A 13,892-nucleotide genomic window follows, 5' to 3' on the forward strand; every position below is an offset into this window, starting at 1 on the left:
GGGGCCACCGCGCAGGCCGTGGCTCCCGCCCGCCCCCGTCTCGTTCCGCCTCCAACGTGTCCTTCATCTCCCTTGCACTTGCCCCATTGAATAAACGGACAACCGTTTTATTCTAGCGGCGACTCCCCCGGCCTTGCCGTATCGGCACGCCGCCAAGAACGGGGAGCGAGGGAGGAAACACATGCTGCCGAACAGTCCCGCCGGATTCGATTTCGACCTCGGCGAAACCGCCGACATGCTGCGCGACACCGTGCGCAATTTCTCGGATGCCGAGATTGCCCCCCGCGCCGCCGAGATCGACCGCACCAACCAGTTCCCGCGGGACCTGTGGCCCAAGCTTGGCGAGCTCGGCCTGCACGGCATCACGGTGGAAGAGGAGTATGGCGGCTCGGGCCTTGGCTATCTGGAGCATGTCATCGCGGTGGAGGAGATCTCCCGCGCCTCCGCCTCGGTGGGCCTGTCCTATGGCGCCCATTCCAACCTCTGCATCAACCAGATCCGCCGCAACGGCAGCGCCGAGCAGAAGGCGAAATATCTGCCCAAGCTCATCACCGGTGAGCATGTGGGCGCGCTCGCCATGTCGGAGCCCGGCGCCGGCTCGGACGTGGTGTCCATGCGCACCCGGGCCGAGAAGAAGGGCGACCGCTACATTCTCAACGGCTCGAAGATGTGGATCACCAACGGCCCCATCGCTGAGACCCTGGTGGTCTACGCCAAGACCGACCCGGCCGCCGGCCCGCGTGGCATGACCGCCTTCATCGTCGAGAAGGGCTTCAAGGGCTTCTCCACCGCCCAGAAGCTGGACAAGCTGGGCATGCGCGGTTCCGACACCGGCGAACTGGTGTTCGAGGATTGCGAGGTGCCGGAGGAGAACGTGCTCGGCGCCGTGGGCAAGGGCGTCAATGTGCTCATGAGCGGCCTGGACTATGAGCGCGCGGTGCTGGCCGCCGGCCCCATCGGCATCATGCAGGCATGCATGGACGTGGTGATGCCCTACGTCCACGAGCGCAAGCAGTTCGGCGCGCCCATCGGCACCTTCCAGCTGATGCAGGGCAAGATTGCAGACATGTATGTGACCATGAACGCCACCCGTGCCTACGTCTATGCGGTGGCCAAGGCCTGCGATCGTGGCGCCACCACCCGCGAGGACGCGGCCGGGGCCATTCTCTACGCCGCCGAGAAGGCGACCTGGATGGCGCTGGAGGCGATTCAGACGCTGGGCGGAAACGGGTATATCAACGATTATCCCACCGGCCGCCTGCTGCGTGACGCCAAGCTGTATGAGATCGGCGCTGGAACCAGCGAAATCCGCCGCATGCTCATTGGCCGGCAGCTCTTTGAAAAGACAGCCTGATCTGACCTCGCGCCAACACTGGTCGCCGTCACGCGGAAGCTGATGGCGAGCCCATCGCCGTGCCTTGTCGCCGCCTTCGCCCTTCGCAGGGGCGAAGGGGTCGGCTATGCCTGAGGGTATTGGGCTGGAGTGTTTCCGGGCGGAAACGCTGAAAGGGGCGGGCGCATGGATTCGTTCTTCACTGTGTCGAAGATGGCGTGGTTTGTGGCCGCGCCCTCCAATGCGCTGGTGATCCTTCTGGTTGTGGCGGTCCTGGCGCTGCTTCTCGGCCTGCGCCGCGCGGGCTGGGGGCTGCTGCTGGCGAGCGTTGCCGGGCTTTTGGTGTTCGGCTTCTCGCCGGTGGCGAACCACATTCTCTCCCCGCTGGAGGAGCGTTTTCCGCAGTTCCACGACGATGGAAAGCCCATCACTGGAATTCTGCTTTTGGGTGGCGCGGAATTGCCGGAGATCGGTCTCGCGCGCGGCCAGCCGGCATTTTCCGAGGCCGGTGAGCGGGTGCTGGCCTTTGCGGATCTGGCGCGGCGCTTTCCGCAGGCGCGGCTCGCCTTCATCGGTGGCAGCGGCGCCTTGATGCCGGAGGGGGAGGGGCGGGAAGCGGAGATGATGCGCCGCAGCCTTGGCGTTCTGGGCATCGACCCCGCCCGCGTGGAGTTTGAGGAGAAGTCCCGCAACACGGCTGAGAATGCCGCCTTCGCCAAGTCGCTGTTGAAGCCGCAGCCCGGCGAGCGGTGGCTGCTGGTAACCAGCGCATTCCACATGCCGCGCGCCATGGGGTGCTTTCGCGCGGTGGACTTTCCCGTGGAGGCCTATCCGGTGGATTTCCGCACCGTGGGGCCGAACGCGCTGAACGCGCCATTCTCCCGCGCCGCCAGCGGCCTTGATTTCACCGACGTGGGCGCGAAGGAGTGGGTGGGTCTTGTCGCCTACTATCTCGGCGGCAAGACGCACACCCTGTTTCCCGGGCCTTAAGCCGTCGCTTCCCGGCTCAAGCTCAATCGTTGCGGGGCAGGCCCAGGCGGTAGACGCCGCGCAGCTCCGCCGGATCGATCACCTTGCCCTTGCGATAGATGAGCAGGCGGCCCGCCTGCGCCAGGGCCACGGCGCTGCGCCGCACCTGGGGCAGGGCCCTTTGCCAGTGCTCGCCGGGGGCGATGGCAAGGGCCACATCGGCCGGCGCAAGGGTGCGATCCGGGCCGCAGCCGGCCGCCAGATCGAGGATGGTGCGCTCAACAGCCTCTGGGTCGAAACCCCGCGGAGCGCGGGATTCGTCGGATGTCGGGGGGGACGAGTCGCGAGTCATGGCCTCTTGGTAGGGGAAAAACAAAAAAAAAGAAGGCCCCCGCTCTACGGGGCCCCGCAGCTGCGCAGCGGCGAAAATGTGCGTTGAAACATAATGTTACTCGCTGCGTCGCGGCATTGTGGCGATTTCGGGGTGATTGCGGTGGCATTGCGGCATGGCGAGAGGCGACGCGTCACCTCTTGTTTCAAGGTTGAGAAAATCCTAAAGCCCATGACATCGCGGTGACTTCTCCGGCTGGAGAGGGCACCGAAAACAGGGATCTCATCAGACCAATCATGCACCTGTCTGGAACTCGCTCCTGCTGGGGTACGGCGCGCGTGGCGCTGACCGCGTTTCTCTTGGGTGTTACCGTCGTCTATCTCTTCGGTGGGTTTGAGCCTGCCGTTGCGCTCGCGAACTGACGCGCGCTTTCCCGGCGACGGATCCCCGCGCCAGGGTACCGTAGCGGTGCCCGGCGCATCTCATTCGCTTTGTTTTCTTGTCGCATCGGTGGTTCTCCCCGCGTTGCCCTGAAGCGACATGCGGGCCATGATGGAGACGCCTCCTGCCCTTGAGGCCAGAAGGAGGCGGAGCCGGAGGCCGACGCGATGAACGCCCTCACCCTTGCCGCTGGTGGCGCCGGCTCCGTGCCGGGCTGGCTGGTGCTGGGGGCCGCCCTGGCGGTGGCGGTCGCGGTGTTCGTTTTGCTGCTGCGTTCCGACAGCCTGCGCGTGCCCGTACTGGTGTTGGGCCTGATCGGCCTGCTCGTCGTGGCCTATGCGCTCATTCTCCTTTACGAACGAAAGCTGGACGAACAGGCCCTGCAGGCCGAAGAGCAGGGCATTTCCGCGCGCGCGACCGCGCTTGACGGCGCTCTGGCGGCCAGCGGCCTGGCCTGCATCGATGCCCTGGCCGAGATGGCCGCGAGCTGCGAGGAGGTGGTGTTCGCCCGCCCGCAGAGTGTGGCGGCGGCCCGCGCCCTGGTGCGCGCGCGCCTGATGCTGCTGAAGGATGGCGAGGACCTGTTGCGGCGGGCGCCCTCGGCGGATCTGGCAGCCCTGCTGGAGACCTGGCGCCAGCCTTTGGCCCGCGACCCGTTCGGCCTTGTGGCCGTGGTGCTGCGAGAGGATTTCTCTTGCCCCGACGATCAGTGCGCGCCAGCACGGATGCTCGGCGGGGGCTCGCAGGCTGCGGCCAACGTGAGCGGCCGCCGGTTCGAAACGCTTTACGCCGCTCATCAGGCGAAGTGGACCGCGCCCACGTCCGCCGCACCGGTGGAAAGCATGCCCCCGACGACCCCGGCCGCCGAGCCGTCCCCGCCAGCGCGCGAAGCTCCATCGACACCGGAACCAGCCGCGCCACCGGTCGCGACCGAGAGTGTTGACGCGCCACATGCCGCCCCTGCGGAGCCCCCAGCGCCGACCGCAGCGGCGCCGCTTCCGCCCGCCCGGCCCGCGATTCCCTCCGTCACGCGAGTTCAGCCCGCCGTGCCACGGCCCACACCTCGGCCCGCGAATACCGCGCCTGAGCCCATCGCGCCCGATCCGCCCCAATGAAGGGGCAGCCCTGCGCGTCGAGGCCCCCGGAGCGGGCGGCGATGGGCTATAAGCGTGGCATGCCTCTTCATCTCATCAAGCTGTGTGTTGGCGCCACGTCCATCGAGGACCTGCGAAACTGGATCGCCGACCGGCGGGCGGATGCCGCGCGCGCGGGCGTGCCCTTCGAGCAGGTGCACGTGACGCGCATGGTGCCCACGCGGGTCGACGAACTGCGGGATGGCGGCTCGCTCTATTGGGTCATTCGGGGCGACGTGGCCGCCCGCCAGCGCCTGCTCGACGTGCGGCCGTTCGTGGATGTGGACGGCGTGCGCCGCTGTGCGCTGGTGCTCGATGAGGAGGTCGTTCCGGTGCGCCCGCGGCCAGCCCGGCCGTTCCAGGGCTGGCGCTACCTGAAGGACAACGAGGCGCCGCGGGACCTCGCCTCCGTGGATGGCGACGGCGCCATGGCCATGCCGGAGGACATGCGGCGCGAGCTGCAGCAGCTCGGCCTGCTGTAGGGCGTGACCGAGCCAAGCGTCATCCGCCTTGTCGAAAGGCGTATGGCGCACTCAGGACCGCGCCCGTTCGCCGCTTCAGTCCAGAACGGCGGCCTTCAGCAGGCAGACCATGAAGGCGTGCGCCGGCACTGTCCCGCGATTGCGGATGATGTGGCGGCGGTCGCAGCGATACCGCACGGTCTCGCCCTCCTTCACGCTCTCCACCACCCCGCCCACATCCACTTCCAACGCCCCGGACATAACGGTGAGACATTCGATGGAACCGCGCTGGTGCCCATCGGAATCCAGCTCGCCTCCGGGTTCGGCGTGGAAATCGTAATATTGCAGCCACTCCACGGTCTTGATCCAGCCGATGATGGAGAGCCGGCACAGCCCGTCCTCGGACAAGAGAATGGGGGTGTCCGCCCGCGTCAGCTTCTCGACGATGGGGGTCTCGTCCGAGGAGGCGAGCACCCGCTCCACCGACATGTCGAGCGCCTGTGAAAGGCGCCAGACCGTGGCCAGGGTGGGATTCGTTTCGTTGCGCTCAATCTGGCTGATGATGGACTTGGCCACGCCGGACTGTTCCGCCAAATCGGAGAGCGAGAGATTGTAGGCCTTGCGCAGCCTCTGGATGGTCTTGCCCAGCTGGCCGGTAATCGCCTGCGCGCCCGATTCGAGGGGGGAGGCCCCCCGCTCCTTCACTGCCATGGCGTGAAATCCTTTCATCCGAACGCACGTTCGCTGTTCCGGACGATACCGTGGATTCCGCGCCTGACAAAGAGGCCTGCTCAATCGGGCCAGAGGGCGAAGAAGTGGTGCACCGGACCATGGCCGGAGCCAATCTGCAGGCGGTCGGCCGCGGCGATGGCGCCAGTGATGTAGGTCTTCGCCGCCCCCACGGCTGCGGCAAGATCATCCCCCAGGGCCAGCCGCGCGGCGATGGCCGACGACAGGGTGCAGCCGGTGCCGTGGGTGTTTCGCGTGTGATGGCGCGGAGAGGTGAAGCGCGCCGTGTGCGCCGCCGTCACCAGCAGATCCACGCTTTCCGCGCCGCTGGCATGGCCACCTTTCATGAGCACCGCCTTGGCGCCCAGGGCCATCAGGCGCTCGGCCTGTTCGTGCATCTGCGCTTCGCTCTCGGCGGCAGCAGTGCCGAGCAGCGCCGCGGCTTCGGGCAGGTTGGGGGTGATGAGGTCGGCGCGGGGCAGAAGCTCCTGGATCAGGCTCTCAACCGCATCGTCCCCAAGCAGCTTCGCGCCCGACGCGGCGACCATCACGGGATCCAGCACCACCGGGTGGGCATGATGACGATCGAGCCCGGCGGCCACGGCCCTGATGGTACCGGGACGCGAGAGCATTCCGATCTTCACCGCCTTCACCGCAAGGTCGCTGAACACGGCATCCATCTGCGCGCCGATGAAATCGTCAGGCACATCATGAATGCCGGTGACGCCACGGGTGTTCTGCGCGGTGAGGGCGGTGATGACGCTGGCCCCGTAAACGCCGAGGGCCGAGAACGTCTTGAGATCCGCCTGGATGCCGGCCCCGCCGCTGGAATCGGACCCGGCAATGGTGAGGGCGATGGGCGGCGCGCGATGGGACAAGGCAACCTCACAAGGCGGGATGAGCGGGACCAGCAGGCGCTGAAGCCGGCCTGGAGCGTTCCGGGGCGAAGGCGACAGGTTCGCATGCGGAAAACCCATCTGCGCAACAAGCTAGAGCATCGCGGCGATTCCGTGAAACGGGCAGATGGCTGGCGCATCCCGGGGGCGCAGCGAAACCGGGCATGATGCGGCCGCGGCCTCGGCGCCACCCTTGCGCCAGGCCCCGGTTTTGTCCACCTTGGCGCCTTCGGCGGGGCGGCGGCGCTGCCCGGCTAGAAGGAATGAGGGGCTCGCCTTCGGGCGGGCTCCGTGTTCTTGAGCGGAGTGCACCGTGATCCCGTTTTTTGTGCAGATCAAATGTCAGCTCGGCAAGTCCTATGAGGTGGCCGATGCCATTGCGGATGCCGAGATCGCATCCGAGATCTATTCCACGGCCGGAGATTTCGATCTCCTCGTGAAGTTCTACGTGGAGCCGGGCACCGATATCGGGCAGTTCGTGAACCAGAAGGTGCAGGTCATTCCCGGGATCAAGGACACATACACCATCATCACCTACAAGGCTTTTTGAGGGGCCAGGGCGCCGGCTGCAACCACGGCCTGCAGCCGGCATTTGCGGCATCTGTTTGGCTGGTCTAATCATCTCTGCGGCGGTACGCGTCCCGAAGGGGGCGCGCACGATCAGGGGGCGATGATGAGTCTGGCCTACAGGCCCGACATCGATGGGTTGCGGGCCATCGCTGTCGGGAGCGTCGTGTTGTTCCATGGAGGCTTTTCGCCGTTCCGCGGCGGCTTCGTGGGCGTCGATGTCTTCTTCGTCATCTCCGGTTTTCTGATCACGTCGATCATGGTGGGCGACATTGAGCGTGGTCGCTTTTCCCTCATCGACTTTTATGACCGCCGCATCCGCAGAATCCTGCCGGCGCTCTTTGTCGTGCTGCTCGCCACGGTGGTGCTTTCGGTCTTCATCCTGCTGCCGAAGCAGATGAGCGACCTGGGCGAGTCGCTCATTCCGGCGGTTCTCTTCTTCGCCAATGTTTATTTCATGCACCAGCAGTCCTACTTTGCGCCTGCTGCTGAAGCCTTGCCGCTGCTGCATCTTTGGTCGCTGGCGGTGGAAGAGCAATTCTACATCATCTTTCCGCTCGTGCTGTTCGCCCTGATGCGCATCGGCGGTCGACGCCTCGCGGTCGGTGGGCTGCTCCTTGTCGCCCTCGGCTCGCTGGTACTCGCCCAGATGGAGCTGCAGGAGGCGCCGCGCCGCGCCTTTTTCCTGCTGTCATCGCGGGCCTGGGAGCTGCTTGCGGGCTCGCTCCTGGCGCTGGCGCCGCTGCCAGCCCTGCGGACCCGGATCGCAATGGGCCTGGGGCTCGTCGGGCTGGCCGCGCTGCTGCTGCCGATCTTCGCCTACACCCGCGACACGCCCTTTCCCGGCGTGGCCGCGCTGCCGCCGGTTCTCGGCGCGGTGCTGCTCATCTATTCCGGCCGTCATGCTCCTGCCGGGCCGGTCGCGCGGCTGTTGAGCCATTCGGGCATGGTTTATGTCGGGCGGATTTCCTATTCGCTGTATCTTTGGCATTGGCCGCTGCTGGCGCTGGCCTATGCCTATCGGGACCGTCGGCCGACAGCGATCCTGGCGCTTGCCCTCATCTCAGCGGCTGTGGTCCTGGCCGCCCTGTCATTGCGTTACGTGGAAATGCCCGCCCGCCGGGCCAACTGGTTCAAGGGGCTGCGTGTCGCCCACTTCGGGGCGGCCGCCGTCGGTATCCTGCTCTTCATTGGCTGCGCGCAGTTCCTGACCAACAGGGAAGGGTTCCTCTGGCCCATTTCCCCCTTGGGCAAAATTGCCGACGCCGCCATGCGCGTGTCCATGTTCAAGGACGTCTGCGTTCCAAGCGCTGACTTCGGAACGGGGTCGGATGGGTGCACGATCTCGCCCCCGGGGGCGGAGGGCACTTATGACGTGCTCGTGTGGGGAGATTCCCACGCTTCCGCCAGCTTCTCCGGCTTCTCCGCTCTCCTGGCGCGTGAAGGCGTTGGCACGCGGCTGCTGGCGCTGCGCGGGTGCCCGCCCCTGATCGGCATCTCGACCCCGCGCGAGACCAAATGGGGCACCGACTGCGCGATCTTCAACACGGCGGTGATCGAGGAGATCGAGAAACACCCGCCGAAGCTCGTGGTGCTGGTGGGCCGCTGGGCGCTGTGGACGACCTATGCCGCGCCGACCCTGGCCTTGACCATGCCGGACCTGCCGGACGCCCGCTTGCCGACGGGCGACGGCAGCCGCGCCGCGTTCCCCGTGGCGTTGCGGCGCACGGTGGAGGCGATCCGCAGGGCGGGTTCCAATGTGCTCCTGGTGGCGCAGGCTCCGGAATTCCCCATCGGTCCGGCGGCCTGCACCGTGCGTGCCGAGCATTTTGGGGGCGACTCCTCCCATTGCCTGGTGGAAGGGCTTGATGTGGTGACGAGGATCAGCGGCGCCAACACCGCGGAGCTGCAGAAGGTGGCGCGGGAGGTGCCGGGCACCGAGGTGGTGGAGCTGGCCGGCCTGTTCTGCGATGAAAAGAGCTGTCACGCCGCCGATGACGCGCATTTCTTCTTCAGCGACAGCAACCACCTGTCCCGCAGCGGGGCCGGCCGCATCATGCAGAGCCCCATCATTCGCGAGACCATCCTGGCCTTGCTGGGCCGGGACGCCCGCGTGGCGCCGGCGACGGACCCTGCGCCGGAACAGGAAAAGGCGGCGTCGGCCGTGAGAGGTGCCGAGAATTGAGTCCTTTCCGCCGGCGCGTTGCGCCAGCGGAAAGGATGGGTGGGGGTTGCTCCGCTTTTTGCGGCCGGAGCGTGCCGGCTTCGCGCCGGCGGACGATCACTCGTCGCCGAGCAGGCTCGCCAGCTTCAGCGCAACGCCGCGCGAGCCTTCCACCTTCAGCCGTCCCGTCGAGAAGGCCAGCATGGCGCCGAGGCGCCCGGCCACCAGCTTGTCCAGGGTATCGGACGACAGCTTCAGAACCGCGTCGGCCTCGCCGGTGCCCTCCTCAAGGGAGACGGCGCCGCCGGTGGCGTCGAGCAGCAGGGATTCGTTCTTGTCGGTCAGGTCGAAGCGCACCTTGTAGCCCAGCTCTGCGAGGGCGTCGGCGCGCTCGCGCATGGATTCGATGAGGGCGGAAACGTCGGCCATGGCGGTCACCTCACAAAAAAGCCGCCCCGGCGGGATCGGGGCGGAGGAGTGTTGAAAGTCGGCGATGGCCGGCCGCAGCCGGCCACCGGTTTCAGAAACTGGCTTCCTCAAGCCCCATCGTCGCGGCCTTGCCGGCCTTGATGGAGCCCCACAGGGCCGCCACTTCGGGAAGCAGCTTCTCCATGTAGAAGCGCGCCGTGGCGATCTTGGCATCATAGAAGGCGGCATCGCCATTGGCGGTCGGCCGCTTCTCAAAAGCCACTTCCGCCATCCGCGCCCACATGTATCCCAGGGCCACCAGGCCGAAGAGGCGCAGATATTCGGTGGCCGCGGCGCCGGCCTCCTCCGGATCCTTCAGGCCCTTTTCGGCGATGTGGGCCGTGGCGAGCTGGAGCGCGCCGAAGGCCTTGCCCAGCGGGCCGACGAGGGGCGCCAGATTGTCGTCGTCCATCTTGGCGTCGATGAAGGCGAGCACCGGGTGGAAGAAGGAGCGCAGATAGCGCCCCATATGCGCCGGCAGCTTGCGGCCGACGAGGTCGAGGGCCTGAACGCCGTTGGTGCCCTCATAGATCATGGCGATGCGCGCATCGCGCACATACTGCTCCATGCCATGGTCGCGGATATAGCCGTGCCCGCCATAGACCTGCATGCCCATTGAGGCTGTGGCGAAGCCCATATCCGTGAACAGCGCCTTCACGATGGGCGTCATCAGCGCCGTGAAATCCTCGGCGCGACGGCGCTCCTCGGGGTCGGTGGCATGCTCCATGATGTCGAGCGTGCGCGCCACCCAGCCGCCCAGCGCCCGGCAGCCTTCATTATAGGCGCGCATGGTCATGAGGGTGCGGCGCACGTCCGGATGCACGATGATGGGATCGGCCGGCTTGTCCGGATGCTTGGCGCCGGTGAGGGAGCGGCCCTGCAGGCGCTCCTTGGCATAGACCACGGCGGCCTGATAGGCGGCCTCGCCCAGGCCGAGGCCCTGGGTGCCCACCGACAGGCGCTCCGAATTCATCATGGAGAACATGGCGCGCATGCCCTTGTGGGGCTCGCCCACCAGCCATCCGGTGGCCTCCTCGAACGCCATCTGGCAGGTGGAGGAGCCGTGAATGCCCATCTTGTGCTCGATGCCGGTGCACAGCACGCCATTGCGCGGGCCCAAGGTGCCATCTTCCTTCGGCAGGAATTTCGGCACCAGGAACAAGGAAATGCCCTTGATGCCCTTGGGCGCGTCCGGCAGGCGCGCGAGCACAAGGTGGATGATGTTCTGGGTCAGGTCCTGCTCGCCGGCGGAGATGAAGATCTTGTTGCCGGTGATCTTGTAGCTGCCATCCTCCTGCGGCACCGCCTTGGTGCGCACGAGGCCGAGATCGGTGCCGCATTGCGGCTCGGTGAGGCACATGGAGCCGGACCAGGTGCCCGCCACCATGTTCGGCAAAAAGCGGTCCTTCAGCTCATCGGAGGCGTGATGGATCAGCGCCTCATAGGCGCCATGGGTGAGGCCGGGGCAGATGCCGAAGGCAAGGTTGCCCGAGCACAGCATCTCCTCCACCAGCTTGTTCACCGAGGCGGGCAGCCCCTGGCCGCCATATTTCGGATCACAGGCGATGCCGTTCCAGCCACCTTCAATGAAGGTGGCGTAGGCTTCCTTGAAGCCCTTGGGGGTGCGGACCACACCATTCTCATAGGTGCAGCCTTCGAGGTCCGCGCTCTGGTTCAGGGGCGCGAGCACCTCGGTGACGAGCTTGGCGGCTTCGTCCAGCACGGCGTCGATGAGGTCTGGGGTGACCTCTTCCAGACCTTCCAGATGGCGCAGCTCCTCGCTGCCGTGCAGCTCGTGCAGCACGAAGCGCATGTCGCGGAGCGGCGGGGTATAGACCTGCATGGCGTTTGGCTCCCGATTGTTCTGAAGGGGCCGCGCGAGGCCGAGGATGCGGCCGGCCGCGCGGCGAAGCCTCTCCCGCTCGCGGGGGAGGGCAGGGTGGGGGCAGTGCGCCCGCGCCACCCCGGAGTTGCTTTCGCGGAAAGGGGCTTTCCCTCCCCAGCCCTCCCCCGCGAGCGGGAGAGGGCGTTCGGCGGCGGCCTTTAATTCCGCAGCGGCCGGCCGGTTTCGAGGATGTGCTCGATGCGGTCCAAGGTGGCGTTGGTGCGGATGAGCTTCATGAAGCCCTCCCGTTCCAGCTCCAGCAGCCGGGCCGTGGGCACGGGCTCGATATGGTCGGCATCACCGCCGGTGAGCACCTCGGCCAGAGCGGACGACACCACCTTGTCGTGCCGGGTGGCGAGGCCGCGCTTGGCGAAGCCTTCCACCGCCATTTCCATGGCCACCTTCCCGGACGGGCCGGGCAGAGTGAGTTCGATGGGCTTGGGCGGCACATAGCCTTCCGCCAGCGCCAGGGCGCGGGCCTTGGCATCGGCCAGGAGGCGATCGCGGTTCATGGTGATGCCGTCGCTCTCGCGCAGGAATTTCAGCTCCTTGGCCTCGGCCGCGGACTTCGCCACGGTGGCGGTGGAGACCGTCTCGAATACCTTGGAGGGGGCGGGCATGGGCCCCTTGGGGAAGGCCTTGTCGGTCTGCCAGCGCTCCAGCATGGCGGTGCAGCCGCCCCAGGCCGGAAGCACGCCGACGCCGCATTCCACAAGCCCGATATAGCTTTCCGCGTGGGCCTGCACCGCATCGGCATGCAGCAGGATCTCGCACCCGCCGCCGAGCGCCAGCCCCGAGGGGGCCGCCACCACGGGGAAGGGGGCGTATTTCATGTCCTGATAGGCCTTCTGGCCGGTGGCGACCAGCTTTTCCACCTCGCCGAAAGCGCCGATATTGCAGGCGAACAGGGCCAGGCCCAGATTGGCACCCACGGAGAAGTTCGAGCCCTCATTATAGATGACGAGGGCCTTGTACTTCTCCTTCACCAGCTTCAAGGCCTTTGAGAGCAAGGTGATGATCCCCTCGTCGAGGGAATTGCTCTTGGAGGTGAACTCCAGGCACACCACGCCGTCGCCGATATCCCACAGAGAGGCGGAGCCATTCTTGAGAAGGGGCTGCGACTTCAGCTTGATGTCGGAGAGCAGCAGCACGCCTTCGGGCCGCACGATGTCGCGATAGGCGCCATTGGTGCCAAGATATTGGCGCGCACCGTTCTCCACACGATAAAAGGGCCGCTCCGACGCCAGCTTCAGGAGAGCCGGAACCTCCACGCCATCGGCCGCCAGCATCTCAACGAGACGAGCAGCACCGATCTTGTCGATCAGCTCGAAGGGGCCAAGTTTCCAATTGTAGCCGAGGCGCATGGCGTCATCGACCGCCACGATATCGTCGGCGGCTTCCGGCACCAGGCGCGCGGCATAGGCCAAAGTGCGGGCCATCACGGCGCGGGCATAGCGCCCCGCCGGGCCGGGGGCGGACATGAGAGCGGCGAGATCCTTGCCGCCGCCATCCTCCAGCTCCGGCACCTGCGCCTTCACCTGCGCGCGGTATTCTCCCGAGGCCAGGTCGATGGCTTCCTTCAGCTTCTGCCCGTTCTCGCGATTGAGACGATAGAAGCCGCCCTTGCCCTTGCGGCCCGTATAGCCGGTCTCGATCATCTTCGAGATCAGAGGCTCGTCGCGCAGCGTGGCGTGGAAGGGGTCGGAGGCCGGCAGCGCCCGCTTCAGCGAGCCCTGGACGTGGGGCATGAGATCGAGCCCCACCAGGTCGATCAGGCCGAACACGCCGGTCTTGGGGAAGCCGAAGGGCCGCCCCATCACCGCATCCGCCTCCTCCACCTTGAGGCCGAGGGCGAAAGCCTCGCCCACCGCCAGCTGCAGCCAATAGGTGCCGAGGCGGTTGGCGATGAAGCCGGGCGTGTCCTTGCAGGTCACCACCGTCTTGCCGAGCTTCACATCCGCGAAGCGAGCGACCGCCGCCACTGTCTTGGGGTTCGTCTGCGGTCCGGCCACGATCTCCAACAGGCGCATGTAGCGCGGCGGATTGAAGAAGTGGGTGATGAGGAAGTCGCGCTGGAAGCTCTCCGGCAGCCCGGCCGTGAGATCACCCAGCGGGATGGTGGAGGTGTTGGACGACACTGCCGAGCCGGGCCGGCGGGCGGCCTCGATCTTCGCGTAGAGCGCCTGCTTGATGTCCAGCCGCTCGATGACGGCCTCGACGATCCAGTCGCAGGTGGAAAGATCGGCGAGATTGTCCTCGATATTGCCGGGGGTGACGAGCTTGGCCGCCCGCTTGGACATGAAGGCGGCGGGGTCCGCCTTCAGCAGCTTGTCGATGGCCTTTTGCGCGACCATGTTGCGGTCGGCCGCGCCCTCGGGAACGATGTCGAGCAGCAGCACCTCGATGCCCGCATTGGCCACATGGGCCGCGATGCCTGCGCCCATGACGCCGGCGCCGATGACGGCGACCTTCTTGATTTCAAACGACGGTGTGGTCGTATTCATGCGCGCCTCCC

Annotated in this window: 12 protein-coding genes; 6 read left to right on the forward strand and 6 right to left on the reverse strand. The window is 66.6% G+C overall.

Annotated elements, in window-relative coordinates:
* Positions 1 to 181: 181 nt before the first annotated feature.
* Both V5F26_RS13750 and V5F26_RS13755 read left to right on the forward strand, forming a co-directional pair.
* On the forward strand, positions 182 to 1,354 hold the full coding sequence (locus V5F26_RS13750; RefSeq protein WP_234050296.1) for an isovaleryl-CoA dehydrogenase: 1,173 nt from the start codon (positions 182 to 184) through the stop codon (positions 1,352 to 1,354).
* Between the two features lie 165 nt (positions 1,355 to 1,519).
* Entirely contained in the window at positions 1,520 to 2,323 is an 804-nt protein-coding gene (locus V5F26_RS13755) for a YdcF family protein (protein WP_234050297.1), read from the forward strand.
* A 22-nt stretch (positions 2,324 to 2,345) separates the two neighbouring features.
* On the opposite strand, the gene V5F26_RS13760 is transcribed toward V5F26_RS13755, so the two are convergent.
* Positions 2,346 to 2,654, reverse strand: a complete 309-nt coding sequence (locus tag V5F26_RS13760; RefSeq protein WP_394056965.1) for a DUF3253 domain-containing protein — start codon at positions 2,652 to 2,654, stop codon at positions 2,346 to 2,348.
* Between the two features lie 587 nt (positions 2,655 to 3,241).
* Here V5F26_RS13760 and V5F26_RS13765 point away from each other — a divergent pair.
* On the forward strand, positions 3,242 to 4,189 hold the full coding sequence (locus V5F26_RS13765; RefSeq protein ID WP_394946194.1) for a hypothetical protein: 948 nt from the start codon (positions 3,242 to 3,244) through the stop codon (positions 4,187 to 4,189).
* Between the two features lie 59 nt (positions 4,190 to 4,248).
* Positions 4,249 to 4,689, forward strand: a complete 441-nt coding sequence (locus tag V5F26_RS13770) for a DUF1489 family protein (protein ID WP_394056963.1) — start codon at positions 4,249 to 4,251, stop codon at positions 4,687 to 4,689.
* A 75-nt stretch (positions 4,690 to 4,764) separates the two neighbouring features.
* Here the strand turns inward: V5F26_RS13770 and V5F26_RS13775 are convergent, their stop codons facing one another.
* Both V5F26_RS13775 and thiD read right to left on the reverse strand, forming a co-directional pair.
* Positions 4,765 to 5,379, reverse strand: coding sequence for a helix-turn-helix domain-containing protein (locus tag V5F26_RS13775; RefSeq protein ID WP_234050300.1), 615 nt, complete (start codon positions 5,377 to 5,379; stop codon positions 4,765 to 4,767).
* A gap of 80 nt (positions 5,380 to 5,459) precedes the next feature.
* The gene (thiD, locus tag V5F26_RS13780) at positions 5,460 to 6,275 is read right to left on the reverse strand and encodes a bifunctional hydroxymethylpyrimidine kinase/phosphomethylpyrimidine kinase (RefSeq protein ID WP_394946195.1); all 816 of its coding nucleotides are present in this window, start codon (positions 6,273 to 6,275) and stop codon (positions 5,460 to 5,462) included.
* Positions 6,276 to 6,606: 331 nt separating this feature from the next.
* On the opposite strand from thiD, the gene V5F26_RS13785 reads away from it, so the two are divergent.
* Both V5F26_RS13785 and V5F26_RS13790 read left to right on the forward strand, forming a co-directional pair.
* Positions 6,607 to 6,843 carry an Lrp/AsnC ligand binding domain-containing protein gene (locus V5F26_RS13785; protein ID WP_234050302.1) on the forward strand — a complete coding sequence of 79 codons (237 nt, stop codon included), beginning with the start codon at positions 6,607 to 6,609 and terminating at the stop codon, positions 6,841 to 6,843.
* A 120-nt stretch (positions 6,844 to 6,963) separates the two neighbouring features.
* Positions 6,964 to 9,045 (forward strand): acyltransferase family protein, encoded by a 2,082-nt coding sequence (locus V5F26_RS13790; RefSeq protein WP_394056961.1) that lies wholly within the window; start codon positions 6,964 to 6,966, stop codon positions 9,043 to 9,045.
* Between the two features lie 96 nt (positions 9,046 to 9,141).
* Here V5F26_RS13790 and V5F26_RS13795 read toward each other — a convergent pair whose 3' ends face one another.
* The 3 genes from V5F26_RS13795 to V5F26_RS13805 all read right to left on the reverse strand — a co-directional run bounded on the left by V5F26_RS13795 (position 9,142) and on the right by V5F26_RS13805 (position 13,881).
* Positions 9,142 to 9,453: an SCP2 sterol-binding domain-containing protein gene (locus V5F26_RS13795; RefSeq protein ID WP_234050304.1), complete on the reverse strand. Its 312-nt coding sequence runs from the start codon at positions 9,451 to 9,453 to the stop codon at positions 9,142 to 9,144.
* Between the two features lie 91 nt (positions 9,454 to 9,544).
* Positions 9,545 to 11,335 carry an acyl-CoA dehydrogenase C-terminal domain-containing protein gene (locus tag V5F26_RS13800; protein ID WP_394946196.1) on the reverse strand — a complete coding sequence of 597 codons (1,791 nt, stop codon included), beginning with the start codon at positions 11,333 to 11,335 and terminating at the stop codon, positions 9,545 to 9,547.
* 200 nt (positions 11,336 to 11,535) lie between these two features.
* Positions 11,536 to 13,881 carry a 3-hydroxyacyl-CoA dehydrogenase/enoyl-CoA hydratase family protein gene (locus V5F26_RS13805; protein ID WP_394946197.1) on the reverse strand — a complete coding sequence of 782 codons (2,346 nt, stop codon included), beginning with the start codon at positions 13,879 to 13,881 and terminating at the stop codon, positions 11,536 to 11,538.
* Positions 13,882 to 13,892 lie beyond the last annotated feature (11 nt).

Origin of the sequence: Xanthobacter variabilis (genome assembly GCF_043831965.2) — a bacterium.
GTDB lineage: Bacteria > Pseudomonadota > Alphaproteobacteria > Rhizobiales > Xanthobacteraceae > Xanthobacter.